Origin of the sequence: Aeromonas sp. MaB10011B, assembly GCF_017939325.1 — a bacterium.
Classification (GTDB): domain Bacteria; phylum Pseudomonadota; class Gammaproteobacteria; order Enterobacterales; family Aeromonadaceae; genus Aeromonas; species Aeromonas caviae.
The window spans coordinates 262,149-286,839 of record NZ_JAGKRK010000072.1; the positions used below are offsets into that span (position 1 = coordinate 262,149).

Sequence of the window (24,691 nt, forward strand, 5' to 3'; positions counted from 1 at the left end):
GGCGCCACCTGGAGGGGGCGCCTGGAAAGGTCAAACCTTGCGGTTTGCAGACCAACGGAACCAAAGATCACACACTTCACACTCAGCACTGCTGTGGGGGCAGGGCTCAACCCTGCCACTTGCCTCCTTCCACTATCACGTCGTTGGGATCGGTATCGGCGCTAAGCTTGTCGCGCACATACTGGTCGTAGAGTTTGAGCAGGTACTTCTCTTCCCCCAGCTTGGCGAGACGGTCGTTGACCCAGTCACGCAGCTCGATATTGCCCTTCTTCACCGCCGGGGCGATGGGGTCTTCCGAGCCCAGCTTCTCGGGCAGCACCCGATAGCCCGGGTTCTCCTTGGCCCAGCTGAACAACACCAGGTTGTCCTGGGCGTAGGCGTCGCCGCGGCCCTGGGCCAGGGCCTGCAGGGATTCGGTGTTCTTCTCGAACTTGAGCACCTTCCACTCCGGGTGGTTGCGGGTCAGCCAGATGTCGGCCGTGGTGCCGGTGGTGACGATAAGCCGCTTGCCGGCCAGATCGTCGAGCTTCTTGGCGTCGCTGCCTTCCGGCACCAGCACCTGCACCGCGACCTTGAGGTTCGGGTTGGTGAAGTCCACCACCTGCCGCCGCTCCGGGGTCACCGTCATGTTGGCGAGGATGAGATCCACCTTGTCGCTCTGCAGGAAGGGGATGCGACTGGCGGGCTCCACCGCCACGAACTCGACCTTGTTCTCGTCCCCCAGCAGATCCTTGGCGAAGCGGCGGCCGAGATCGGTGTCAAAGCCGACGTAGTTGCCCTTCTCGTCCACATAGCCAAACGGCGGCTTGTCGGTGAAGACGCCGACGATGAGCTTGTCCCGCGCCTTGATCTTGGCGAGGGAACCGTCTTCTGCCTGGGCGGCGCCGCTGGCGAGGCCCAGGCCGATGAGGGCGCTAAACAGGACCGAGGTAATTATCTTCATGCTGACTCCTTTCGTTTGCTGACAGTTGTATAAGAAAACTTGGCGAGGAACTGGCGGGCACGCTGGCTCCTGGGATTGTCGAAAAATTGATGGGGGGCGGCCTGCTCCAGGATGTGGCCGCCGTCCATGAAGACGATGCGATCCGCCACCGCCTGGGCGAACGCCAGCTCGTGGGTGACGATGAGCAGGGTCATGCCGCTGCCGGCGAGATCCCGGATCACCTCCAGCACCTCCTGCACCATCTCGGGATCCAGCGCTGCGGTCACCTCGTCAAACAGCATCACCTGGGGGTTCATGCACAGGGCCCGCACGATGGCGATGCGCTGCTGCTGGCCGCCGGAGAGCTGGCGCGGATAGTCATGGCGCCGCTCCCACAGGCCGATGCGGGTCAGCAGCTGTTCCGCTTGCAGCAGGGCCTCGGCTCGCTCCCGCTTCTGCACCTGCACAGGGCCGAGCAGCACGTTCTCCAGCACCGTCAGGTTGGGGAAGAGGTGATAGCTCTGGAACACCATGCCGATGCGCTGGCGAAGCCGCTGCCAGTCGGTGTTGGCATCCAGCAACTCTCCGTCGAAGCGAATGTCGCCCCCCTGAATGGGTTCGAGCCCGTTGAGGGTGCGCAGCAAGGTGCTCTTGCCGCAGCCGCTCGGCCCCAGGATGACGATCACTTCCCCTGGGTTCACCGTGAGGCTGACCTCATCCAGTACCCGGTGTTGGCCGAATTGTTTGCTGACAGCATTGAGCTCAAGCAGAGGTGTCATACCGCATTACCCCATTGTTGCTCCAGCCGGCGCGAGGCGAGCGAGAGCGGATAGCAGACCAGAAAAAAGAACAGGAACAGCAGACCGTAGATAAGCAGCGAGCCATAGGTGCGCTCGATGATCTGCTGGCCCACCTTGATCACCTCCACCACCCCGATCAGCACCGCCAGCGAGCTGGTCTTGATGATGCGGGTGTAGATGTTGATGGTGGGCGGCGTCAGCCGTTGCAGCGCCTGGGGCAGCAGCACGTGGCGATAGAGCTGCCAGCGGGAGAGCCCGAGCGCCAGGCCAGCCTCCTGCTGGCCGCGGGCGAGGGAGTTGAGGCCGCCGCGCACCACCTCCCCCACCTCGCTGGCGCCCCAGAGGGCCAGCACCAGCACGGCGCACCAGAAGGCCGGGATGTCCAGGCCAAAGAAGATCGGCAGCCCGAAGAAGAAGAGGTAGAGCCAGACCAGCACGGGCACCACCCGAAACAGCTCCAGATACAGCCGCAGCACCCCTTGAGTCAGGCGGCCGCCCTGCTGGGCCAGCACGCCGTAACCCAGACCACCCAGGGTCGCGAACAGGATGGCGAGCAGCGATATGGCGAGGGTCTGACCCGCGCCCACCGCCAGCAGCGGCAGCGCCTGCGTCAGCTGCTCAGTGACCGGACTGGCCATAGTGATCCCTCCTTTCTTGTGTATGGGTGGCGAGTGACGGCGGCTGCAGCTGCAGGAAGATAAGTGCCCACATCGGGATCCTCGCCTGCATCAGCGATTCAGTGACCGAACTGACCATATTGATCCCTCCTTTCCTCTGCATGGGTGGCGAGTGAGGGTGGCAGCAGGACAATAGGTGTCTGCATCAGTTGCTCAATGACCGAACTGACCATGTTGCAGCCTCCTTTCAACGACGCGCAGGGCAAGGGAGAGCGGCAGAAAGATCAGCACGCACATCAAGGTCAGCACCGCCAGCATCTCGTAGGTCTTGTAGTAGAGGGCGATGTAGTTCCTGGTGGTGTAGAGCAGCTCCGGCACCGCCACTGCCGAGGCCACCGTGGTCTCTTTGAGCAGAAAGATGAAGTTGGCAAACAGCGCCGGCAGGCTGGCGAGCCAGGCCTGGGGCAGCTGGACGTGGCGCAGCAGCTGCCAGCGGGAGAGGCCGATGGCCCGGCCCGCTTCCAGCTGGCTGGGGGGGATTGCCTGAACGCCTGCCCGCAGCGCCTCGGTGAGGTAACCGCCACCGAGGAAGGTCATGGCGATCACTGCCGTGGCAAAGCCGGAGAGCGAGATGCCGAGCGCCGGCAGCCCGAAGTAGAGAAAGAACAGCTGGATCAAGAGCGGCGTGTTGCGGGCCAGCTCCACATAGGCGCGGATCACCCCGTTCAGCCAGGGCTTGTGCAGGCTCAGCAGCGTCACATTGAGCAGCGCCACGACGAGCGAGGTGAGGATCACGATGGCGCCGAGCTGCAAGGTGACCCAGACCGATTGGCCGAACGCCGGCAGGGTGGTGAGAACAAAGGACCAGTCGAAGCTCATGCCGGGATCCTCCCGTCGCGGCGCAGCCGCTGGGGCACGACCGTGATGGCGTCAGGGTACTTGATGCCGGCGCCGGTGTTGAGCACCACCACCCGCTCGCCCCCCTGTATCCAGCCCGCTTCCCGCAGCTGGCGGGCGGCGGCGAAGGCGGCCGCCCCTTCCGGGCAGACGAAGCTGCCTTCGCGCGCGGCGAGCTGGCGGATCTCGCGCTGGATGGCGCTATCGTCCACCGCGATGGCGCACCCCTCGGTGCGATAGAGGGCGTCCAGCACCAGAAAGTCCCCCAGCGCCTTGGGCACGTTGATGCCAAAGGCGAGGGTCTGGGAATCGGGCCAGAAGCGCGATTCGCGCTCCCCCTGCTGCCAGGCCTGGACGATGGGGGCGCAGCCGCTTGCCTGCACCGCCACCAGTCGCGGCAGTGGCCCCTTGACCCAGCCCAGCTCCTGCAACTCCCGCAGCGCCTTGTAGATGCCGATGAGACCGACTCCGCCGCCGGTGGGGTAGAGGATGACGTCCGGCAGGGTCCAGCCGAGCTGCTCGGCGATCTCCAGCCCCATGGTCTTCTTGCCCTCGATGCGATAGGGCTCCTTGAGGGTGGAGGCATCGAACAGCCCCTGCTCGGCCACCGTCTCGGCCACCTGGCGACCGGCGTCGCTGATGAGGCCATCCACCAGATAGAGGCGGGCACCGGCCAGCGAGGTCTCCAGTCTTGTGATGGCGGGGGCCGCCTGGGGCATGACTATGGTGCTGCGCAAGCCGGCGCGGGCGCCGTAAAGCGCCCAGGCGGCCCCGGCATTGCCGTTGGTGGGCATGGCGAAGTGGGTGACGCCGAGTTCCCGGGCGCGGGAGACGCCGACCGCGGCGCCGCGGGCCTTGAAAGAACCGGTGGGGATGATGCTCTCATCCTTCATCCAGAGATCCGGAATGCCGATCTGCTTGCCGAAAGCGGGCAGGGGCAACAGCGGGGTGAAGCCTTCCCCCAGGGTGATCACCTGGGCGGGGTCGCGCACCGGCAGCAGCTCGTGGTAGCGCCACAGGCTGGCGGGGCGGCCCAGCAGAGCGGCCGGGTGCCAGGCCTGTTTCAGGGCCTCGAGGTCGTAGCTGGCCAGCAAGGGGGCACCGACCGGGCTCAACTGCTGGGGCTGATCGGCATCCACTATCTCGCCGGTCTTGCTGCAACGCAGATGTGATAGGTAGCTGTACGGCATGCTTTATCCTGAATGGCTCACGTTGGCTGGTGTCTTATTCCATCCTGTGACCAAAGGGCCGGATAACAAACAAAATAAAGCGGCAAACTTAAGCGAAAAAGTTCATATGGATCCCCCGTGTCGGCGGACCACCCTCTGCCACCGGTCGGGGGGTTGGGCCATCCGGCGCGCTTTGTTAACCTGCCCGCTCACTCAAACCGCAGGGAGCCGCCTCGATGCGAGCCATTGTCAGCCTGCTGGCCCTGTCACTGATCTGTGCGTGCAGCGGCCAGCCAACCAGAGAGGATGCCATGTCAGGGAATACGCGCCTTCACTACCCCGTCACCCGCCAGGGTGAGCAGGTGGATCACTATTTCGGCCAGGCCGTGGCCGACCCCTATCGCTGGCTGGAGGATGATCGCAGCCCCGAGACGGAGGCCTGGGTCAAGGCCCAGAACCGGGTGACTCAGGGTTACCTGGCGCAGATCCCGTATCGCGCCGCCATCAAGGAGAAGCTGGCCGCCTCCTGGAACTACGCCAAGGAGGGGGCACCGTTTCGCGAGGGGCGCTACCACTACTTCTTCAAGAACGACGGCCTGCAGAACCAGAACGTGCTGTGGCGCCAGCAGGAGGGCAAGCCGGCCGAGGTGTTCCTCGATCCCAATACCCTCAGCCCCGACGGCACCACGGCGCTGGATCAGCTGAGCTTCTCCCGCGATGGCCGCATCCTGGCCTACTCCTTGTCGCTGGCCGGCAGCGACTGGCGCGAGATCCACCTGATGGACGTAGAGAGCAAGCAGCCGCTGGAGGCGCCCCTCAAGGACGTGAAGTTCAGCGGCATCAGCTGGCTCGGCAACGAGGGCTTCTTCTACTCGAGCTACGACAAGCCCGACGGCAGCGAGCTGTCGGCCAGGACCGATCAGCACAAGGTCTATTTCCACCGGCTCGGCACGGCGCAGGAGGATGACCGGCTGGTGTTCGGCGCCATCCCGGCCCAGCACCACCGCTACGTGGGGGCGACCGTCACCGAAGATGACCGCTTCCTGCTCATCTCGGCGGCGAACTCCACCTCAGGCAACCGCCTCTATGTGAAGGATCTGAGCCAGGAGAACGCGCCGCTGCTGACGGTGCAGGGGGATCTGGATGCGGACGTTAGCCTGGTGGACAACAAGGGCGGCACCCTTTACCTGCTGACCAACCGGGACGCCCCCAACGGCCGGCTGGTGACGGTGGATGCCGCCAATCCGGGCCCGGCCCACTGGCGGGATCTCATCCCCGAGCGTCAGCAGGTGCTGACGGTACACAGCGGCAGCGGCTATCTGTTCGCCGAGTACATGGTGGATGCCACCGCCCGGGTCGAGCAGTTCGACTACGAAGGCAAGCGAGTGCGCGAGGTGGCGCTGCCCGGCCTTGGCAGCGTCAGCGGCTTCAACGGCAAGCACGATGATCCCGCCCTCTACTTCGGCTTCGAGCACTATGCCCAGCCGCCGACCCTCTACCGGTTCGAGCCCAAGAGCGGCGCCATCAGTCTCTATCGCGCCTCGGCGGCGCCGTTCAAACCGGAGGATTACGTCTCCGAGCAGCGCTTCTACCAGAGCAAGGACGGCACCCGGGTGCCGCTCATCATCAGCTACCGCAAGGGGCTGAAACTCGATGGCAGCAACCCGACCATCCTCTATGGCTACGGCGGTTTCGACGTGAGCCTGACCCCGAGCTTCAGCGTGTCGGTGGCCAACTGGCTGGATCTGGGGGGCGTCTATGCGGTGGCCAACCTGCGCGGGGGCGGCGAGTATGGCCAGGCCTGGCACCTGGCGGGCACCCAGCAGAACAAGCAGAACGTGTTCGACGATTTCATCGCGGCGGCCGAGTACCTCAAGGCCGAGGGCTACACCCGCACCGATCGGCTGGCGATCCGAGGTGGCTCGAACGGCGGTCTGCTGGTGGGGGCTGTGATGACCCAGCGGCCGGATCTGATGCGGGTCGCCCTGCCGGCGGTGGGGGTGCTCGACATGCTGCGCTACCACACCTTCACCGCCGGGGCGGGCTGGGCCTATGACTACGGCACCAGCGCCGACAGCGAGGCGATGTTCGACTACCTGAAGGGCTACTCGCCGCTGCACAACGTCCGGGCCGGGGTCAGCTACCCTTCGACCCTGGTGACCACGGCGGATCACGACGATCGGGTGGTGCCGGCCCACTCCTTCAAGTTTGCCGCCACCCTGCAGGCCGACAATGCCGGCCCCCATCCCCAGCTCATCCGCATAGAGACCAATGCAGGGCACGGGGCGGGCACGCCGGTGGCCAAGCTTATCGAGCAGAGTGCGGACATCTATGCCTTCACTCTGTACGAGATGGGCTATCAGCAGTTGCCGCGTCAGCCTTGACCCGGGCGAGGCGGGCGTCAGCCATCCACTATCATCAGGGCCCTGCGGGGCCCTTTTCATGGCCGCGTGTTGGAAGAGCTGCGCTGGCTGCACTAGCTGCGACCATCCCTGTCTCGCTGCTGGCCCGTTTTGGCAGACGGGCCCCATCTGTCATCCCCCCGGTGGTATAGTCAGCCACAAGATCCGCATTCAAGGAGTCCATCGTGAAGAAGATCATCTGCATCCTGCTGGGGTTGGCGCTGGCGGCCGTGGTGGCCATCGCCGCCCTGGTGTCCCTCATCGATCCCAACCAGTTCAAGCCCCAGCTGGTGGAACAGGTGCGCAAGAGCACCGGCCGCGAGCTGGTGATACAAGGTGATATCGGCTGGCGTTTCTGGCCAAGCCTGGGCCTCTCCCTCGAGCAGGTGGCGCTGCGCAACCCCGCCGGTTTCGCCGAGCCCGACCTGGTGCGCTTCACGCGCGGGGAGGCCTCGGTGGGCCTGCTGCCCCTGCTCTCCCACAAGCTTGAGATAGGCAAGGTGACCCTGAGCGGCGCTCATCTGTTTATCCAGACCAGGGCGGACGGCAGCTCCAACCTGAGTGACCTGCTCAAGGCCTCCGCCGACCCCAAGGGGGAGGCGACCACCGAGCCTGCCGCAACGACGCCCCCGCCCGCCAGTGACAAGCAGCCCTGGCAGATCAGCCTGCAAGGAGTGGAGCTGCAACAGGCCAGCGCCCTGGTGCGGGACGACCGCAGCGGTACCGTCTCCCGGCTCGACAGGCTGGATCTCGATCTGGGGCAGTTGACCCCGGGGGAGTGGGTACCGGTGACCCTGGCGGCCAAGGGGGCCCAGGGTGAGCTGGCGTTTGATCTCAAGGGGTCGGCCCAGCTCAAACCGGCCCGGGAGGCCATGAAGAGCGAGCTCAAGGATCTCAATCTCAGCGGCAGCCTGAACCAGCCGGCGCAGCGGCTCGATGCCTTCACCCTCAAGGCCGATCGGCTGGCACTGGGGGAGTGGAGCAGTCTGAGCCTTAGCCTCAGCGGGGCACAGGGGGCGGCGGACAAGCCGACCCTGGCCGGTACGCTGGAGGGGACTCTCAAGGCGCGCCTCGATGAAAACCGGCAACTGCTGGAGCTGTCGGATGCCGTGCTGGCCGCCAAGCTGAGCGGCGATGCCCTGCCGCGCCCGCAGACGCAGCTCAAACTCGCTGGCTTTGCCCGCGCCGAGCTGGACAAGCAGGCCGTCACCCTCAGCAACCTGGTGATGGGGGTGGATGATGCTCTGCTGAGCGGCAGCGGCGCCGTTCGTCTGGGGGCCGTACCCAAAGTGGACTTTGACCTCAAGGGGGACAAGCTCGATCTCGACGGCTGGCTCGGCAAGCAGGACGGGGCCAAGACCGCCGCATCTTCTGCCGCACCGGCCACAGTGTCGGCGGGTGAGCAGGGCGCAGCGGCCAAGTCAGCCCCCTCGGCTCAGTCCCTGTCCACGGCAGAGCCTGACTTGAGTGCCCTCAAACTGGTCGATCTGGCGGGTCGATTGCAACTGGGCGGCCTGAAGGTGAAGGGCCTGGACCTGAGCTCCGTCGATCTGCAACTGGCCCTGAGCGGCGGTGAGCTCAACCTCAAGCAGTTCAGTGCCGGGGTGGCCGGTGGCAAGGTGACCGCTAGCGGCGTGCTCGATGCCCGTCAGCAGCCGGCCCGCTATCAGGTGCACAAGCGGGTGCAAGGGGTCGATGTGCGGCCCCTGCTGCAGACCCTGGCCCAGACCGACCTGCTGGAAGGCAAGGGGGATCTGGAGGTGCAGGTGCAGGGTAGCGGTCTTTCCGAGCAGGCGCTGCGCAGCCGGATGCAGGGCAAGGTGAACCTCAAGTTGAGCGATGGCGCCCTGCACGGCATCAACCTGGCGGAGATGATCCGCGAGGCGCGGGCCACCCTGACCGGCAAGGGGGCGGATCAGGTGAAGGAGGTGCGCAAGACCGACTTCAGTGCCCTCACCGCCAGCTTCCAGATTGCCGACGGGGTTGCCAGGAGCGATGACATCCAGCTCTTTGCCCCCGCCCTGCGGGTGAAGGGGCAGGGCCAGACCGCTCTGGTGCCGGAGACCCTCGACTTCCTGTTCCTCACCTCTGTGGTGGAGAGCAGCAAGGGGCAGGGGGGCAAGACGGTGGATGAGCTCAAGGACATCACCATACCGGTGCGCATCGGTGGCCACTGGCAGGCGCCGAGCTACAAGCTTGACGTGAAGGAGCTGCTCAGCAACAACAAGGTGCTGGAGGAGAAGGCCCGCAAGGAGGCCGAGCGCGGTCTCAAGAAGCTGCTGGGTGACAAGGCCGACAACGAAGGGGTGAAGGGGGTGGCGGACCAGCTGCTCAAGGGCCTGTTCAAATAGCCAGCCTCCCGTTGTTGTCATCAAGAGCCCGCCCCGTGCGGGCTCTTTGCTGTGGTGCCGGGCGTTACGGGACGAGGTGTGGTCGGCAACATGAGGTACTATGCGAAATAGTCTTCGAAACCGGGAACCAGGAGGGTTCATGAAAAAACGGGTGCTGATCACCGGCGGTGGCAGAGGTATCGGGGCCGCGACAGCCCGCTATCTGGCGGCGCAGGGTTACCATCTCTGTCTCAACTATCGTCAGGACAGGGTGTCCGCCGAGGCGGTGGTGGCCGAGATCCTGGCCACCCATCCGGTCGAGTGCATCGCGGTGCAGGCCGATGTCAGCGTGGAGGCCGAGGTGGTGCGCCTGTTCGAGGAGATGGACGCGCGGCTCGGCCCCGTCACTCATCTGGTGAACAACGCCGGCAGGTTGCAGCCCCAGATGAAGGTGCTGGAGATGAGCGCAGAGCGCATCAACCAGACCCTGACCACCAATGTCACCAGCTGCTTTCTCTGCTGCCGGGAGGCGGTGCGCCGCATGACGGCGGGGGGCGCCATCGTCAATGTCTCTTCGGCCGCCGCCCGGCTGGGCTCCCCCGGGGAGTACGTGGATTATGCCGCCGCCAAGGGGGCCGTCGACGTGCTGACCAGAGGCTTGTCGCTGGAGCTGGCGGCCCAGGGGATCCGGGTCAACGGGGTGCGTCCGGGCTTTATCTACACCGACATGCATGCCGACGGCGGCGAGCCCGGCCGGGTGGACAGGATCAAGGGCAATATTCCCCTGCAACGGGGCGGTCAGCCGGCCGAAGTGGCCACCGCCATCGCCTGGCTGCTGTCGGACGAGGCCTCCTATGCCACCGGCACCTTTATCGATGTGGCGGGCGGACGCTAGGTCATCTTCAACAAGCCTTTCGTCAACGAGAAGGGGCGCCATGGCGCCCCTTCTGCTTATTCTCCCAGCAGCTGTTGCCAGACCGCCAGCACATGGCCCCGCTCTCGCGGCAACTGATCGTCCCCCACCTTGCGGGAGATCTCCGAGAGGTTGAGGCGATGGCCGAGGTTGCGGATCTCCAGATAGGCCTGCTTGAGCCCCTCCGCCTGCTCCAGTGTGAGTACCCCCGCCATCACGCACTCATCGAAGATGCGCACATTGTCTGACCAGCGGGTGAGGGCGTCCGGCTCACCGCAGGCATGGGCCAGCACCAGGTACTGGGCGATGAACTCGATGTCCACCATGCCGCCGGGGGACTGCTTGAGATCGAACTCTCCCTCTCCCGCCTTGAGCAGGTGATCCCGCATCTTCTGGCGCATCTCCCGCACTTCGCGGGCCAGGGTGGGCAGATCCCGCTCCTTGGCCAGCACGTCGCGGCGGATGCGGGCAAATTCGGCGACCACGGCATCATCGCCATAGATGGGACGGGCTCGCACCAGGGCCTGATGCTCCCAGGTCCAGGCTTCCTGCTGCTGGTACTGCTCATAGGCCGACAGCGATGAGACCAGCAGGCCTGAGTCGCCGGAGGGGCGCAGCCGCATGTCGATCTCGTAGAGGATGCCGGACGGAGTGCGGGTGCTGAACAGATGCAGGATCCGCTGGGCCAGGCGCAGGTAGAACTGGCGGCTGTCGATGGGCTTGCGGCCATCGGTGTAACTGTTGGGGTCGCCGCCGTGCAGGAACACCAGATCGAGATCCGAGCCGTAGCCGAGTTCGATGCCCCCCAGCTTGCCGTAGGCCACCACGGCGAAACCGCGCTGGCCGCTCACCGCCACCTCGGACGGCACCCCGTAGCGTTCGCTCATCTGGGCCCACGCCTGATTGACCACCTCCTCGGTGATCGCCTCCGCCAGCCAGGTGAGGTGGTCGCTCACCTTCATCAGCGGCAGGGCGCCAGCGATGTCGGCGGCGACGATGCGCAGGAGCTGCACCTGCTTGAACTGGCGCAGCGCCTCCATCTGCTGCTCCACGTCCTCCTCGGGGATGCGTAGCAGGAACTGGCGCAGCTGGGGCTTGTACTGATCCAGCGGGGTGGGGTGGTAGAGGTGCTGGGGATCCAGCAGCTCGTCCAGCAGGATGGGGTAGCGGGCCAGCTGCTCGCTCACCAGGTTGCTCTCGTCACACAGGCGCACCAGCTGGCGCAGGGCGGCGGGGTTTTCCGCCAGCAGTTGCAGATAGGCGCTGCGGGTGAAGATGCGGGTCAGCAGGGTGCAGACGCGTTCGAACAGGCGGGCGGGCTCGCGGCTCGCCACCACCAGGCGCAGCAGCTCCGGCATCAGCCAGTCCAGGGCGATGCGCCCCTGGGGCCCTACCTGACGGCGCTTGTACTCCTCCTTGAAACGCAGCAGCGCGGCGCAGAGGGGGGCGGGCTCCACCACTCCCTGCGTGGTCAGCAGTTTTTCCAGCTCGGCGGCATCAAGCTCGGTGCGCCAGAGATCGAGCCAGAGCTGTTCCAGGTGGGCGGGGGCCTCCTTCTCTTCCCCCACCACGGCGACGAACTCCTGATGGACGGCGGCCATCTCCTCATCGAGGTGGGCCATGAAGGCGTCCCAGTCGGTAAAGCCGAGGGTGGCGATGAGTCGCTGGCGATCCCGATCCTCGGTGGGCAGAGTCTGGGTCTGCTGATCGCCGATCTCCTGCAAGATGTTTTCCACCCGGCGCAGGAAGCGATAGGCGGTGAGCAGGCGTTCGCACTGGCTCCCCTCCAGGGCGCCCCCCTGGGCGATGGCGGCCAGCGCCTCGGGCAGGTGGCGTACCCGCAGGGCGGGCTCGCGCCCGCCACGGATGAGTTGCAGCGCCTGGGCGATGAACTCCACCTCGCGAATGCCCCCGGCCCCCAGCTTGATGTTGCCCTCCAGTCCCTTGCGGCGCACCTCGGCGGCGATCATCGCCTTCATCTGGCGCAGGCCGTCGATGACGCCGAAGTCGATGTAGCGGCGGAACACGAAGGGGCGCAGCAGTTCGGTCAGGGCCGTGGCATGTTCACACTGGGGGCCCAGCACCCGCGCCTTGACCATGGCGTAGCGCTCCCAGTTGCGGCCGTGATGCTGGTAGTAGTCCTCCATGGCGGCGAAGGAGATGGCGAGCGGCCCCGCATCGCCAAAGGGGCGCAGCCGCATGTCGACCCGGAACACCTGACCATCCTGGGTGGGCTGGTGGAGGGCGTTGATGAGACGCTGCCCCAGCTTGATGAAGAACTGCTGGTTGGCGAGCTCCCGCCGACCGCCAACGGTGTAGCCGTTCTCGGGGAAGGTGAAGATAAGGTCGATGTCCGAGGAGAAGTTGAGCTCGCCGCCGCCGAGCTTGCCCATCCCGAGGATGAGCAGCGGCTGGGGGTTGCCATCGCCGTCCATGGGGGTGCCCAGCTCGCTGCACTGTTTGGCATAGAGCCAGTCGCGGGCACCACAGATGAGGGCATCCGCCAGCTTGGTGAGATGGATGAAGCTCTCTTCGACCTCGGACTCCCCGAGCAGCTCGCGCCAGGCGATCACCAGCATGCGGCTGCGGCGGAACTGGCGCAGGATGCGCTTGAGCGCCTCCTCGTCCGCGACCTCGGCGAGCAGGGCTGCGAGTTCAGGTTCATAGGCGGGCCAGCGCTCGGCCCGGGTCAGTGCGTCCGATGCCAGGGTCTCGGCCAGCAGCCCCGGCTGCTTGATGAGGGAGTCGGCGACAAAGTCGGAGAGGCCGAGCAGGGTCAGCAGGGTCTGGCGGGTGGGCTCGGGCAGTGCGTCATACTGGGGCGCCAGGGCGAGCAGCCGCTGCCAGTGGCGCAGGGCCTGCTCCTGCAACAAAGGAGAGAAGGCGGAGAAAGAGGGAGAGTGCTGGGCCACGGTTGCCATCCTTGTGGTTGACGAGTCTGCAGGGAGAGTGAAAAGCCGGCTGCCAATCTAGCACTCCCGGGCGCTGGCGTCACAGCGCCGCTGCCCGGAAGGTGATCCGGCGACGGATCTGGCGATCGGCCGGGCTCAGGGACGCCGGTAGATCTCGGGGTCGTAGATTTCCATCAGGCTGCCGGGGCTTCTCGGCGGCACAAAACCGAAACCGGCGTAGAGGCCGTGGGCATCGGAGGTGGCGAGAGAGAGACGGCGCAGCCCTTGCAGCTCCGGGTGGGCGAGGATGGCTGCCACCAGGGCCTTGCTGTGACCGCGCCCGCGATGTTCGGGCAGCACGAAGACGTCGGCGAGATAACCGAAGGTGGCCTTGTCTGTGATGACCCGGGCGAAGGCGACCTGCTGGCCGTCGAGATAGGCTCCGAAGCACAGGGAGTGGTTGATGGCCCGCTGCAGGGTAGTGAGGGGAATGCCGAGGCACCAGTAGGCCTCTTCACTGAGGAAACGGTGAATGAGCGGGACGTCGAGGCGCCCCTTGTCGTCGCTTATCTCAAGCGCACGTTCTGTAGTCTGCATCCTGGCTCCTTGCCGTGATGAAAAAAGAAAGGCCCCTAAGGGGGCCTTCCAGTGTACTCAAATCACGACCTCAGGCCAGCCTGAAGGTTTGACAATGGGTGCCAGCATCAGGCCAGCTTGAAGGCCTGGATATGGCTGTCCAGCGTCTGGCTGTGGTGTTCCACCAGTTCGGAGGCATCTTTCAGCTCCCGCAGCACCACGACGGAGCCTTCCACCACCTGTTTGACCTGCTCCAGGTTGGCATTCATCTCCTCGGCCACCGAGCTCTGCTGCTCGGAGGCGGCGGCGATCTGGCGGTTCATGTCGGCCACTCCCTGCACCCGCTGCACTATGGTGTCGAGCTGGGTACCTGCCTGGGTCACCTGCTCCACCCCCTTGTCCGCCTGCTGCACGCTCTCGGCCATCAGGCCGACGGCCTGGCGGGCGTTGCCCTGAAGCTGCTCGATCATCTTCTGGATCTCGACGGTGGCCGCCTGGGCACGGTTCGCGAGTTCGCGCACCTCGGAGGCGACCACGGCAAAACCGCGACCCGCCTCACCGGCGCGGGCGGCCTCGATGGCGGCGTTCAGGGCCAGCAGGTTGGTCTGCTCGGAGATGCTGCGGATGGTGTCCACCACGGATCCGATGCGATCGACTCCGTGCTCCACTTCGTTGACCACGGTGGAGGAGCGCTGGATGTTGCCGGAGAGAGTGTCGATGGTGTTGACGGTAGCCGCCACGCAGCGGCTGCCCTCCTCGGCCAGCTGGCTGGTTTCGGCGGTGGCGTGGGACGCCTGCTCCGCGTGGTTGGCCACTTCTCGAATGGCACCGACCATCTGGCTCATGGCGCTGGCAAGCTGCTCAATCTGGGTGAACTCCTCGTTGATGGCCTCGTTCGCCTCATCCATGCAGAGAGTCACCTGGGAGGCGATCTCGTTGAGCTCCTTGCAGGCGGCACGCTGGGTCCCGAACACCTCCTTGAGGTTCTCCTGGGAGTGGGCCACCGCCTTGGCGATGTCGCCGAACTCGTCCCGGGACTTGAGCAGCACGCTGTGGCTGAGATCCTTGTTGGCGAAACGCTCCAGCAGCCCCACCAGGTAGTGGACCTGCTTGACCATGAGGCGGGAGCCGGTGAGGAGCAGCACCACGAAGACGACCCCCATGAGCGCCGTCTCCACCAGCCCGGTCCAGAGCAGGCGATCGGCGATGGTGTTGGCCATGGCGGCATCAATGCCCTCGCTGAGCAGGGTCGCTTCCAGGTTGCTGGCATCGAACCAGAGTTTGGCCAGCAGCAGCAGGGTGCTGAACACCATGAGCAGCACCACCTTGGGCACCAGTCGGATGTTGCTCATGCGCCTCTCCAGCGGGTTCAACTGCATAATTTTTCTCCTTTCAACGTCCATTATTCCTTTGCCGTCATAGCTATCGGCATTATCTTCCTTTTTATTAATTTGCACCGTGCTTAAAGTTGGAAAATGTATGCGACATCACTTGACTCATTTGCGTACCATGGATCTGCTGATGGGGTTTCTCTCCGTGATTTCGGTCTGCCTGGTGGCTGCTCGCTGGCTGGGGCACGGTGAACTGAGCCCCCAGACTTTGCAGCTCTTTTATGATGTCGACAGTCTGATCTGCTACTTCTTCCTCGCTCACTTCGCCTATGGCTGGGCGCGTGCCTCCGACAGGATGGCCTTCTTCAAGAGCAACTGGTTCTATCTGCCCGGCAGCCTGCCCATGGTGGAACAACTGCGCTGGGCGCGGCTCATCCAGCTGTGGCGGGTCTACCAGTTGCTCCGGGACAGACCGGATTTGCTGGCCATGTTCCGTCGTGAACGCAACGAAACCACCCTCTCCGGCATTCTCTTCCTCTTCTTCCTGTTGCTGGGGGTCGGCTCCGGCGTCATGTACTGGCTGGAAACGGGGCAACCCGGCAGCCAGATCCAGACTCCTTACGATGCCTTCTGGTGGACGTTGGTGACCCTCTCTACCGTGGGGTACGGGGATCTGGTGCCCAAGACGGAGGAGGGGCGCTTCGTCGCCAGCCTGCTGATCCTCTTTGGTGTGGGGTTGTTTGGCGCCCTCAGCGGCTTCATGGCCAGCCTGTTCGTCCATCCCGGCAAGACCAACGACGACACCGCGGTGTGGCGACGCCAACAGAGCGAGCAGCAGGCGCAACTGCTCAAAGAGCTCAAGGCCCTGCGCGCCGAGGTGCAGGCGCTGAAACAGAAGTAGGTACGACGTCTGGAATGGTCGCGTCGTAAACCGGCGGCGCTGCGAGACAGCTCTCACTCGGGGAGATGGCGCTTTTCTTTGCTTGTCCTTTGACCCGCAGGCGGCTTAACATTCGGCCTGCAACCTAATCCAACGAAGAGAATCGATCGACCATGCGCGCCCTTCTCGGGATCCTGATCTGCTTGTGTGCCCAACAGGCACTGGCCGATACCCGCTATGTTTCAGACAACATCTTTACCTATATCCACAACGGTCCGGGTACCCAGTACCGGATCCTCGGCAGCGTCAAGGCCGGTGAGCCGCTGGAGGTCAAGGCGGTGAACCAGGAGGCCGGATTCACCCAGGTGGTGGACGGTCGTGGCCGCGAGGGCTGGATCAAGAACAGCGAGCTGCAGGGGGAGATCAGCCTGCGTGAACGTCTTCCCCAGGTTCAGAAAGAGCTGGACGAAGCCAAGGCGCGTCTGCTGAACCTCAATGGCGACAACGAGAAACGCTTCGCCGAGAAGGATGGCAAGATCGCCGAGCAGAGCAAGGAGATCGCCAGCCTCAAAGCCCGTCTGGACAGCCAGAGCGCCGAGATGAGCAGCCTCAAGGAACAGAACGACGCCCTGACCCAGAGCTATGACAACCGTGAGCACGACATGCAGATGGACTGGTTCATCCGCGGTGGTGCCATGGTGGGGGGCGGCATCCTGCTCGGGATCCTCCTGCCCATGCTCCCGCGCCGTCGCAAGAGCAGCGAGCGCTGGATGAACTGATCGCCCGGCGGTCAACAGAATGAAAGGTCGCCAGAGGCGGCCTTTTTTCATGGTGTGTCTGGCGAGAAGAGGGCCATGTCGGGGGTCGCCATCGGCCCTTCCTGCTCGTAAGATGAGGCAAACGATCCTGTGCCGCGCGCATTCTCAACAAGAGCCTTCATCATATGTCATCAACTGAACAGGCCTTCTGGTTCGTGCTGGGGGGCGATCACCTCGTCCTGCTGGATGAACAGGGGCGCATTCCACAAGGGCCCCGCGCCGTTTTGCCCACCCATCTGCACACCCCCCCCTTCGAGCGCTTCGACGAGTGGGACGGCCTGCCTTGCCATCTGCTGGATCTGGGGGGCGAGGCGGAGACCGGGGCCATGGCCCCGCTGCGCCAGCTCATGGTGGCGGGGGACGAAGAGGGCTTTCGCCTCGCAGGACGGGCCTGGCAGCTCGCCACTTTTCGCCGAACCCATCGTTTCTGCGGTGAGTGCGGCGCCCCCATGACCCCGAGGGAAGGAGAGTGGGCCCAGGGGTGTCATCACGGCCATGTCGTCTATCCGCGCATCTCCCCTTGCATCATCGTCGCGGTGCGCAAGGGGCCGGCCATCTTGCTGGCAGCCCACCGCCGTCACTATCAGGCGGATGATCCCATGTATACCGTGCTGGCCGGCTTCGTGGAGGCAGGGGAGAATCTGGAGCAGTGCGTGGCGCGGGAGGTGTTCGAGGAGAGCGGCATCCGGGTGACCAATGTGCGTTACGTGGCGAGCCAGCCCTGGCCCTTCCCCCACAGCCTGATGATGGGCTTCACCGCCGACTACGAGAGCGGCGAGATCCGGGTGCAGGATGACGAACTGGTGGCGGCCGATTTCTTTGCCGCCGACCGGCTGCCGCGCTTGCCCCCTCATGGCACCATAGCGCGCCGGCTCATCGAACAGTGCCTCGCCGAGGCGCGTTGAGGGAAAACGGGGGCGCTTGTATGCGCCCCCTCACATCTTTGCACTCCTGCGGCGAAGTGCGGCGTCAGGGTCGCCCTCAGCCTTGCACAAAGTGGTATCATGTCCGCCATTTTATGCGTGACATGACTCAGGAACTGGGATGAAAGAGCTGAAAAACGATCGATACCTGCGTGCCCTGCTGCGCCAGGAAGTGGACATGACCCCGGTATGGATGATGCGTCAGGCTGGCCGTTATCTGCCGGAATACAAGGCGACCCGCGCCGTTGCGGGGGATTTCATGTCCCTGTGTCGCAACGCCGAGCTGGCCTGTGAAGTCACCTTGCAGCCCCTGCGCCGCTATCCGCTCGATGCCGCCATTCTCTTCTCCGACATCCTGACCGTGCCCGATGCCATGGGGCTGGGCCTCTACTTCGAACAGGGGGAAGGCCCGCGCTTCGAGCGCCCGATCACCTCCATGGCCGACGTGCAGGCCCTGCCCATCCCGGATCCGGAAGACGAGCTCGGCTACGTGATGAATGCGGTACGCACCATCCGCCGCGAGCTCAAGGGCGACGTGCCGCTCATCGGCTTCTCCGGCAGCCCCTGGACCCTGGCCACCTACATGGTGGAGGGGGGCAGCTCCAAGGCCTTCACCAAGATCAAGAAGATGATGTATGCAGAGCCGCAGACCCTGCATCTGCTGCTCGACAAGCTGGCGGACAGCGTGATCAGCTATCTCAACGCCCAGATCAGGGCGGGTGCCCAGGCGGTCATGGTATTCGACACCTGGGGCGGCGTGCTCACCCCGCGCGATTACCGCGACTTCTCCCTGCAGTACATGCACAAGATCGTCGATGGCCTGATCCGTGAACATGAGGGCCGCCGTGTGCCGGTCACCCTGTTCACCAAGAACGGCGGCCAGTGGCTGGAGCAGATCGCCGCCACCGGCTGTGATGCCCTGGGGCTGGACTGGACCACCGACATCGCGGACGCCAAACGCCGGGTCGGCGACAAGGTGGCGCTGCAAGGCAACATGGACCCCTCCATGCTCTACGCCACCCCGGAGCGGATCCGCGAAGAGGTCGCCACCATTCTGGCCGGTTTCGGTCATGGCAACGGTCATGTCTTCAACCTGGGGCACGGCATCCATCAGGATGTGGACCCGGAACATGCCGGCGTGTTCGTCAACGCGGTGCATGAGCTCTCCGCCCGGTACCACGGTCGCTGAGCGCGGCAAACAGCGTGATGAACGGGGCCTGCGGGCCCCGTTTTGCTGTCCGTGACACAGGGGGCTGCATCCTGGTTGCGGCTCGGGTTACACTGCACCCCCATGTTGGCAGTTGTGGCCGGGATGGGGTCGTTGAGGGGCAGGAGGCTGGATGGAGAAGCAGGCGTGGGATTGGGGGATCGACCTTGGCGGGACCAAGTGCGAGTGCGTGGTGCTCGATGGCGACGAGGTGTTGCTGCGCCACCGCATTCCCACTGAACGGCACGGCGGCTACCAGCACATGCTGGGCCAGATCGCCAAACTGGTGGACGAGTGTGCCGCCAAACTCGGTCAGCGTCCTGCACTCATCGGCATGGGGACGCCGGGGGCCCGGGACCCCCAGACCGGGCTGCTGAAAAACAGCAACACCACCGAGTTCAACGGCAAGCCGCTCAAGGAAGATCTGGAGCGCAGGCTGGGCGTCCCCGTGCTCATCGCCAACGACGCCAACTGTTTCGCCCTGGCGGAAACCCATCTGGGGGCGGTGCGCCAGCATCATCCCGATGCAAAAGTGGTGTTCGGCATCATCATGGGCACCGGGGTCGGGGCCGGCATCGTCATCAACGGCCAGATCCTCAACGGTCACCACGGCATCGCCGGGGAGTGGGGGCACAACGTCCTGTTGCCGGAGGGGCCAGAGTGCTACTGCGGCAAGCGCGGCTGCGTCGAAACCCTCATCAGCGGCCCGGCGCTGGAGGCCTGGTACGAGGCCAGGACCAAACGCCGTCTCTCGCTCGCCCAGATTGCTGCGGCCAGTGCCCATGATCATGTCGCCAGGCTCACCATGGACAGGTTGCACCTGCTGTTCGGCCAGGCCCTCGCCAACGTGATCAATATTCTCGATCCGGACGTCATCGTCATCGGTGGCGGCGTGGGCAATGTGCAGAGCCTCTATCGCGCCGGGCGCGAAACGGTATTGCCCTTCCTGTTCAACCCCCGCTTCGCCACCCCCATGGTAGCGCCGGCTCTGGGGGACAGCGCCGGGGTATTCGGTGCCGCACTGCTGGCCCGCGGCGTCTTTCGCGAGGCACTGCTCTCGTGAGTCGCCCCTTCCTCTCATCCCTTTGTCGCAGCTAAGGACACAACGTTTCCATGATCAAGATTGCCATCAACGGCTATGGCCGCATCGGCCGCAACGTGCTGCGGGCCCTCTACGAGAGCGGCCGCGACAAGACCATCAAGATAGTGGCCATCAACGAGCTGGCGGCCCCCGAGGCCATGGTGCACCTGACCCGCTTCGACACCAGCCACGGTCGCTTCCGCTATCCGGTGCAACTGGCGGGCAACAGCATGCAGGTGGGGGAGGATCTCATCGCCCTGTTTGCCGAGCGGGATCCGTCGAACTTGCCGTGGCGGGCGCTGGGGGTGGACGTGGTGCTGGACTGCACCGGGGTGTTCGGCTCCCGGGCCGATGCCGAGCTGCATCTGGGGGCGGGAGCGGGCAAGGTGCTCTTCTCCCATCCGGCGGACGCGGACGTGGACGCCACCATCGTCTACGGGGTCAACCACCAGGTGCTGACCGGGCGGGAGCGGATCGTCTCCAACGCCTCCTGTACCACCAACTGCGTGGTCCCCGTCATCGAAACATTGCATCGAGAATTCGAGATAAATTGTGGTACTATTACGACAATTCATTCGGCCATGCACGATCAGCAAGTCATCGATGCCTATCACGGCGACTTGCGCAGAACCCGGGCAGCCAGCCAGTCCATCATCCCGGTGGACACCAAGCTGGCAAAGGGGTTGGAACGTATCCTTCCCCACTTTGCCGGCAAGTTCGAGGCGATCGCGGTACGGGTACCGACCATCAATGTAACCGCCATGGATCTGAGCATTACTGTTCGTAAAAAAGTGACAGTTAGTGACGTAAATCAAGCCCTGCAACGGGCATCCAGAGGTACATTACACGGTATTCTGGACTACACGGAAGAGCCACTGGTCTCCGTAGACTTTAATCATGATGCACACTCCTGCATCATTGATGGTACCCAGACCCGGGTCAGCGATGCCAACCTCGTCAAGATGTTGATGTGGTGCGATAACGAATGGGGCTTCGCCAACCGCATGCTGGATACCACCCGGGCCATGATGGCCGCAGGCTGAGAGTCTGCACCGGGCGCAAGGTTACTGTTTTTTTAACATTACCTGAAAATATATAGAGGACTGAATATGTCTGTTATCAAGATGACCGACCTGGATCTGGCGGGCAAACGCGTTCTGATCCGTGCTGACCTGAACGTGCCGGTAAAAGACGGCAAGGTCACTTCCGATGCACGTATCGTTGCGACTCTGCCGACCATCAAGCTGGCTCTGGAAAAGGGCGCCAAGCTGATGATCACCTCCCACCTGGGTCGTCCGACCGAGGGTGAATACAACGAAGAATTCTCCCTGGCTCCGGTTGTCAACTATCTGAAAGACGCACTGTCCTGCCCGGTTCGTCTGGCCAAAGACTACCTGGATGGCGTAGACGTCGCCGCCGGTGAGCTGGTTGTGCTGGAAAACTGCCGCTTCAACAAAGGCGAGAAGAAGAACACCGAAGAGCTGGCCAAAAAATACGCCGCCCTGTGTGACGTCTTTGTAATGGATGCGTTCGGTACTGCTCACCGCGCCGAAGGTTCTACCTACGGTGTGGCCCAGTTCGCGCCGGTTGCCTGTGCAGGCCCCCTGCTGGCCGGTGAACTGGAAGCCCTGGGCAAAGCAATGCTGAAGCCCGAGCGCCCCATGGTTGCCATCGTGGGCGGCTCCAAGGTCTCCACAAAGCTGACCGTACTGGAATCCCTCTCCAAGATCGCTGACCAGCTGGTGGTCGGTGGTGGCATCGCCAACACCTTCATCGCTGCTGCCGGTCACAACGTCGGCAAGTCCCTGTGCGAGCACGATCTGATCGACACCGCCAAGAAACTGGCTGCCGAAACCAACATTCCGGTGACCACCGACGTGGTTGTGGGCGCCGAGTTCTCCGAATCCACCCCGGCCACCATCAAGTCTGTGTCCGACGTGACTGACGGCGACATGATCTTCGACATCGGTCCGGATTCCGCCAAGGCCCTGGCCGACATCATCATGAACGCCAAGACCATCCTGTGGAACGGCCCGGTCGGTGTGTTCGAGTTCGACCAGTTCGCTGAAGGCACCAAGGTGATCGCCGAAGCCATCGCCGCTTCCCCGGCCTTCTCCATCGCTGGCGGTGGTGACACCCTGGCTGCCATCGACAAGTTCGGCATCGCCGACAAGGTCTCCTACATCTCCACCGGCGGCGGCGCCTTCCTGGAGTTCGTAGAAGGCAAGGTACTGCCGGCTGTCGCGATTCTCGAAGAGCGCGCCAAAGCCTAATTGACCCGGGACGGGGGGCAAAAGCCTCCCGTTTCGTTTATCATGTGGCCGCTGTGCCGGTTCATGATGAACCCCCCACTTTTTATTAACGGCATACGAGACAGGACGATTAAACATGTCTAAGAAAATTTTCGACTTCGTAAAACCCGGCGTGATCACTGGTGATGACGTTCAGAAAGTATTCGCCATCGCCAAGGAAAACGGCTTCGCTCTGCCGGCCGTCAACTGCGTCGGTACCGACTCCGTGAACGCCGTGCTGGAAGCTGCTGCCAAGGTCAAAGCCCCGGTTATCGTACAGTTCTCCAACGGTGGTGCCGTGTTCACCGCCGGTAAGGGTCTGAAGCTGGAAGGCCAGCAAGCTGCCATCCTGGGTGCCATCTCCGGTGCCAAGCACGTGCACGCCGTTGCCGAAGCCTACGGTGTGCCGGTGATCCTGCACACCGACCACGCCGCCAAGAAGCTGCTGCCGTGGATCGACGGTCTGCTGGACGCGGGCGAGAAGCACTTTGCCGAAACCGGCAAGCCGCTGTTCTCCTCCCACATGCTGGATCTGTCCGAAGAGTCTCTGGAAGAGAACATCGACATCTGCTGCGAGTACCTGACCCGCATGGCCAAGATGAACATGACTCTGGAGCTGGAACTGGGCTGCACCGGCGGTGAAGAAGACGGCGTGGACAACAGCCACCTGGACCAATCCTCCCTGTACACCCAGCCGGAAGACGTGGCCTACGCCTACGAGCGTCTGTCCAAGATCAGCCCGCGCTTCACCATCGCTGCCTCCTTCGGCAACGTGCACGGTGTGTACAAGCCGGGTAACGTCAAGCTGACTCCGAAGATCCTGGACAACTCCCAGAAGTACGTCTCCGAGAAGTTCGGTCTGCCTGCCAAGTCCCTGGACTTCGTGTTCCACGGTGGCTCCGGCTCTACCCTGGAAGAGATCCGCGAATCCATCTCCTACGGCGTGGTGAAGATGAACATCGACACCGACACCCAGTGGGCGACCTGGGAAGGCGTGCTGAACTTCTACAAGTCCAACGAAGCCTACCTGCAAGGCCAGCTGGGCAACCCGGAAGGTGCCGACAAGCCGAACAAGAAGTTCTACGATCCGCGCGTATGGCTGCGTGCCGGTCAGACTTCCATGATCGCGCGTCTGGAGAAGGCCTTCTCCGACCTGAACGCTATCGACGTACTGTAATTCGCAGCACCTTGATTGCATGAAAAGGCGCCCTTCGGGGCGCCTTTTGCATTTCTGTGATCCTGACGGGCTGGATTGGGAATGGGGGGCTGGGTATTATCGATGACATCCGTTTAATTTAGTAAACGAATGCAACCAGGCAGGATGCTGAGCATGCAGACAGGAAGACAGGGACATCAGGAACACACGGCCTCCTATTACGCGGCCACTCGCAACGACCATCGGCAGTGGCCCGAGCTCAGTGGTGAGCTGGATGCGGACGTCTGCGTCATTGGTGGCGGTTTCACTGGCCTCAACACCGCCATCAACCTGGCCGATGCCGGTTACAAGGTGGTGCTGCTGGAGGCCAACCGCATCGGTTGGGGAGCGTCGGGGCGCAACGGCGGCCAGCTGATCCGCGGCATCGGCCACGATACCAGCCAGTTTGCCCGCTGGATTGGCGAGGCGGGCGTGCGGGAGCTGGATCTCATGGGGATCGAAGCGGTGCAACTGGTGCGCGAGCGGGTCGAGCGTTTCAATATCGAGTGCGATCTCACCTGGGGCTATTGCGATCTCGCCACCAAGGCGCGCCACCTGAAGGGGTTCGAGGAGGATGCCGAGCACCTGGCGAGCCTGGGTTACCGGCACGCACTGAAAATGGTGGCGCGGGAGGAGATGCACACCGTGGTCGGATCGGATCGCTATATCGGCGGGATGATCGACATGGGCTCCGGTCACCTGCATCCTCTCAACCTGGCACTCGGCGAAGCGCGTGCGGCAGCCAGTCTCGGGGTCTCCCTGTTCGAACACTCAAGGGTGACCCACATCGACTACGGCGAGCGGGTCGAGGTGACCACGGCCCACGGCCGGGTCAGCGCGGACTACCTGGTGATCGGCTGCAACGCTTACCTGGGCGACCTCCAGCCCGATCTCGGGGGCAAGGTGCTGCCGGCGGGCTCCTACATTCTCGCCACCCAGGTGCTGGAGAAGCGCCTGCGCCAGCGCTTGCTGCCACAGAACATGGCGGTGTGCGATCAGAATGTGGCGCTCGACTACTATCGGCTGTCGGCGGACGGTCGCCTGCTGTTTGGCGGGGCCTGCAACTACTCGGGCCGTGACCCCCGCGACATCAAGGCCTTCATGCTGCCCAAGCTGCTGCGGGTTTTCCCCGAGCTCGCGGGTACCGCCATCGAGTTCCAGTGGGGGGGCATGATAGGCATAGGCGCCAACCGGCTGCCCCAGATAGGCCGCCTCGAGCAGCACCCCAACGTCTTCTATGCCCAGGCCTATTCGGGCCATGGCCTCAATGCCACCCACATGGCGGGCAAGCTGGTGGCGGAGGCGATCAAGGGGGAGAGCCGGGGCTTCGATCTCTTCAGCCGCGTCCCCCACATGACCTTCCCGGGTGGCCCGGCGTTGCGCTCTCCGCTGCTGGCGCTCGGGATGCTCTGGTATCGGCTGAAGGATCTGCTCTAGGGAGAGGGGGG

General features: G+C 64.0%; 20 protein-coding genes. 12 read left to right on the forward strand and 8 right to left on the reverse strand.

Annotated features, from left to right (window positions below; all coding sequences use genetic code 11):
* Positions 1-106: 106 nt before the first annotated feature.
* From J9893_RS15635 to J9893_RS15655, 5 genes are all read right to left on the reverse strand, one after another.
* Complete coding sequence (locus tag J9893_RS15635) at positions 107-943, reverse strand: transporter substrate-binding domain-containing protein (protein ID WP_128272725.1); 837 nt, start codon at positions 941-943, stop codon at positions 107-109.
* A complete protein-coding gene (locus tag J9893_RS15640) occupies positions 940-1,701 on the reverse strand; it encodes an amino acid ABC transporter ATP-binding protein (RefSeq protein ID WP_143237078.1) in 762 nt (253 codons plus the stop codon). Before J9893_RS15640 ends, J9893_RS15635 begins: the two co-directional genes overlap by 4 nt.
* On the reverse strand, positions 1,698-2,360 hold the full coding sequence (locus tag J9893_RS15645; protein ID WP_128344898.1) for an amino acid ABC transporter permease: 663 nt from the start codon (positions 2,358-2,360) through the stop codon (positions 1,698-1,700). Before J9893_RS15645 ends, J9893_RS15640 begins: the two co-directional genes overlap by 4 nt.
* Before the next feature lie 192 nt (positions 2,361-2,552).
* Positions 2,553-3,218 (reverse strand): amino acid ABC transporter permease, encoded by a 666-nt coding sequence (locus J9893_RS15650; protein WP_210599757.1) that lies wholly within the window; start codon positions 3,216-3,218, stop codon positions 2,553-2,555.
* On the reverse strand, positions 3,215-4,426 hold the full coding sequence (locus tag J9893_RS15655) for a threonine synthase (protein ID WP_143237080.1): 1,212 nt from the start codon (positions 4,424-4,426) through the stop codon (positions 3,215-3,217). The genes J9893_RS15650 and J9893_RS15655 overlap by 4 nt, the downstream gene beginning before the upstream one ends.
* Positions 4,427-4,641: 215 nt before the next feature.
* Between J9893_RS15655 and J9893_RS15660 the strand changes: the two genes are divergently transcribed.
* The 3 genes from J9893_RS15660 to J9893_RS15670 all read left to right on the forward strand — a co-directional run bounded on the left by J9893_RS15660 (position 4,642) and on the right by J9893_RS15670 (position 10,032).
* Positions 4,642-6,789, forward strand: coding sequence for a prolyl oligopeptidase family serine peptidase (locus J9893_RS15660; RefSeq protein WP_143237081.1), 2,148 nt, complete (start codon positions 4,642-4,644; stop codon positions 6,787-6,789).
* A gap of 203 nt (positions 6,790-6,992) precedes the next feature.
* A complete protein-coding gene (locus tag J9893_RS15665) occupies positions 6,993-9,158 on the forward strand; it encodes an AsmA family protein (protein WP_201996522.1) in 2,166 nt (721 codons plus the stop codon).
* 139 nt (positions 9,159-9,297) lie between these two features.
* A complete protein-coding gene (locus tag J9893_RS15670) occupies positions 9,298-10,032 on the forward strand; it encodes an SDR family oxidoreductase (protein WP_210599756.1) in 735 nt (244 codons plus the stop codon).
* A 56-nt stretch (positions 10,033-10,088) separates the two neighbouring features.
* On the opposite strand, the gene glnE is transcribed toward J9893_RS15670, so the two are convergent.
* From glnE to J9893_RS15685, 3 genes are all read right to left on the reverse strand, one after another.
* Positions 10,089-12,962 carry a bifunctional [glutamate--ammonia ligase]-adenylyl-L-tyrosine phosphorylase/[glutamate--ammonia-ligase] adenylyltransferase gene (gene glnE, locus J9893_RS15675; RefSeq protein WP_275059034.1) on the reverse strand — a complete coding sequence of 958 codons (2,874 nt, stop codon included), beginning with the start codon at positions 12,960-12,962 and terminating at the stop codon, positions 10,089-10,091.
* Positions 12,963-13,097: 135 nt separating this feature from the next.
* Positions 13,098-13,538 (reverse strand): GNAT family N-acetyltransferase, encoded by a 441-nt coding sequence (locus tag J9893_RS15680; RefSeq protein WP_210599754.1) that lies wholly within the window; start codon positions 13,536-13,538, stop codon positions 13,098-13,100.
* A 107-nt stretch (positions 13,539-13,645) separates the two neighbouring features.
* Complete coding sequence (locus J9893_RS15685) at positions 13,646-14,896, reverse strand: methyl-accepting chemotaxis protein (RefSeq protein ID WP_010675666.1); 1,251 nt, start codon at positions 14,894-14,896, stop codon at positions 13,646-13,648.
* 100 nt (positions 14,897-14,996) lie between these two features.
* On the opposite strand from J9893_RS15685, the gene J9893_RS15690 reads away from it, so the two are divergent.
* From J9893_RS15690 to J9893_RS15730, 9 genes are all read left to right on the forward strand, one after another.
* Positions 14,997-15,749, forward strand: coding sequence for a potassium channel family protein (locus J9893_RS15690; RefSeq protein ID WP_029314808.1), 753 nt, complete (start codon positions 14,997-14,999; stop codon positions 15,747-15,749).
* A gap of 152 nt (positions 15,750-15,901) precedes the next feature.
* The gene (locus J9893_RS15695) at positions 15,902-16,507 is read left to right on the forward strand and encodes a TIGR04211 family SH3 domain-containing protein (protein WP_010675664.1); all 606 of its coding nucleotides are present in this window, start codon (positions 15,902-15,904) and stop codon (positions 16,505-16,507) included.
* A gap of 164 nt (positions 16,508-16,671) precedes the next feature.
* Positions 16,672-17,451 (forward strand): NAD(+) diphosphatase, encoded by a 780-nt coding sequence (nudC, locus tag J9893_RS15700; RefSeq protein ID WP_210599753.1) that lies wholly within the window; start codon positions 16,672-16,674, stop codon positions 17,449-17,451.
* Positions 17,452-17,590: 139 nt separating this feature from the next.
* On the forward strand, positions 17,591-18,658 hold the full coding sequence (hemE, locus tag J9893_RS15705) for a uroporphyrinogen decarboxylase (RefSeq protein ID WP_043154833.1): 1,068 nt from the start codon (positions 17,591-17,593) through the stop codon (positions 18,656-18,658).
* Between the two features lie 151 nt (positions 18,659-18,809).
* Positions 18,810-19,739 (forward strand): ROK family protein, encoded by a 930-nt coding sequence (locus J9893_RS15710; RefSeq protein ID WP_045522010.1) that lies wholly within the window; start codon positions 18,810-18,812, stop codon positions 19,737-19,739.
* 50 nt (positions 19,740-19,789) lie between these two features.
* Positions 19,790-20,800 (forward strand): erythrose-4-phosphate dehydrogenase, encoded by a 1,011-nt coding sequence (gene epd / locus J9893_RS15715; RefSeq protein ID WP_041211676.1) that lies wholly within the window; start codon positions 19,790-19,792, stop codon positions 20,798-20,800.
* A 66-nt stretch (positions 20,801-20,866) separates the two neighbouring features.
* Complete coding sequence (locus J9893_RS15720; RefSeq protein WP_052815671.1) at positions 20,867-22,030, forward strand: phosphoglycerate kinase; 1,164 nt, start codon at positions 20,867-20,869, stop codon at positions 22,028-22,030.
* A 115-nt stretch (positions 22,031-22,145) separates the two neighbouring features.
* Positions 22,146-23,225: a class II fructose-bisphosphate aldolase gene (gene fbaA, locus J9893_RS15725; RefSeq protein ID WP_010675658.1), complete on the forward strand. Its 1,080-nt coding sequence runs from the start codon at positions 22,146-22,148 to the stop codon at positions 23,223-23,225.
* Positions 23,226-23,378: 153 nt separating this feature from the next.
* A complete protein-coding gene (locus J9893_RS15730) occupies positions 23,379-24,680 on the forward strand; it encodes an FAD-binding oxidoreductase (RefSeq protein ID WP_041213912.1) in 1,302 nt (433 codons plus the stop codon).
* Positions 24,681-24,691: the final 11 nt, after the last annotated feature.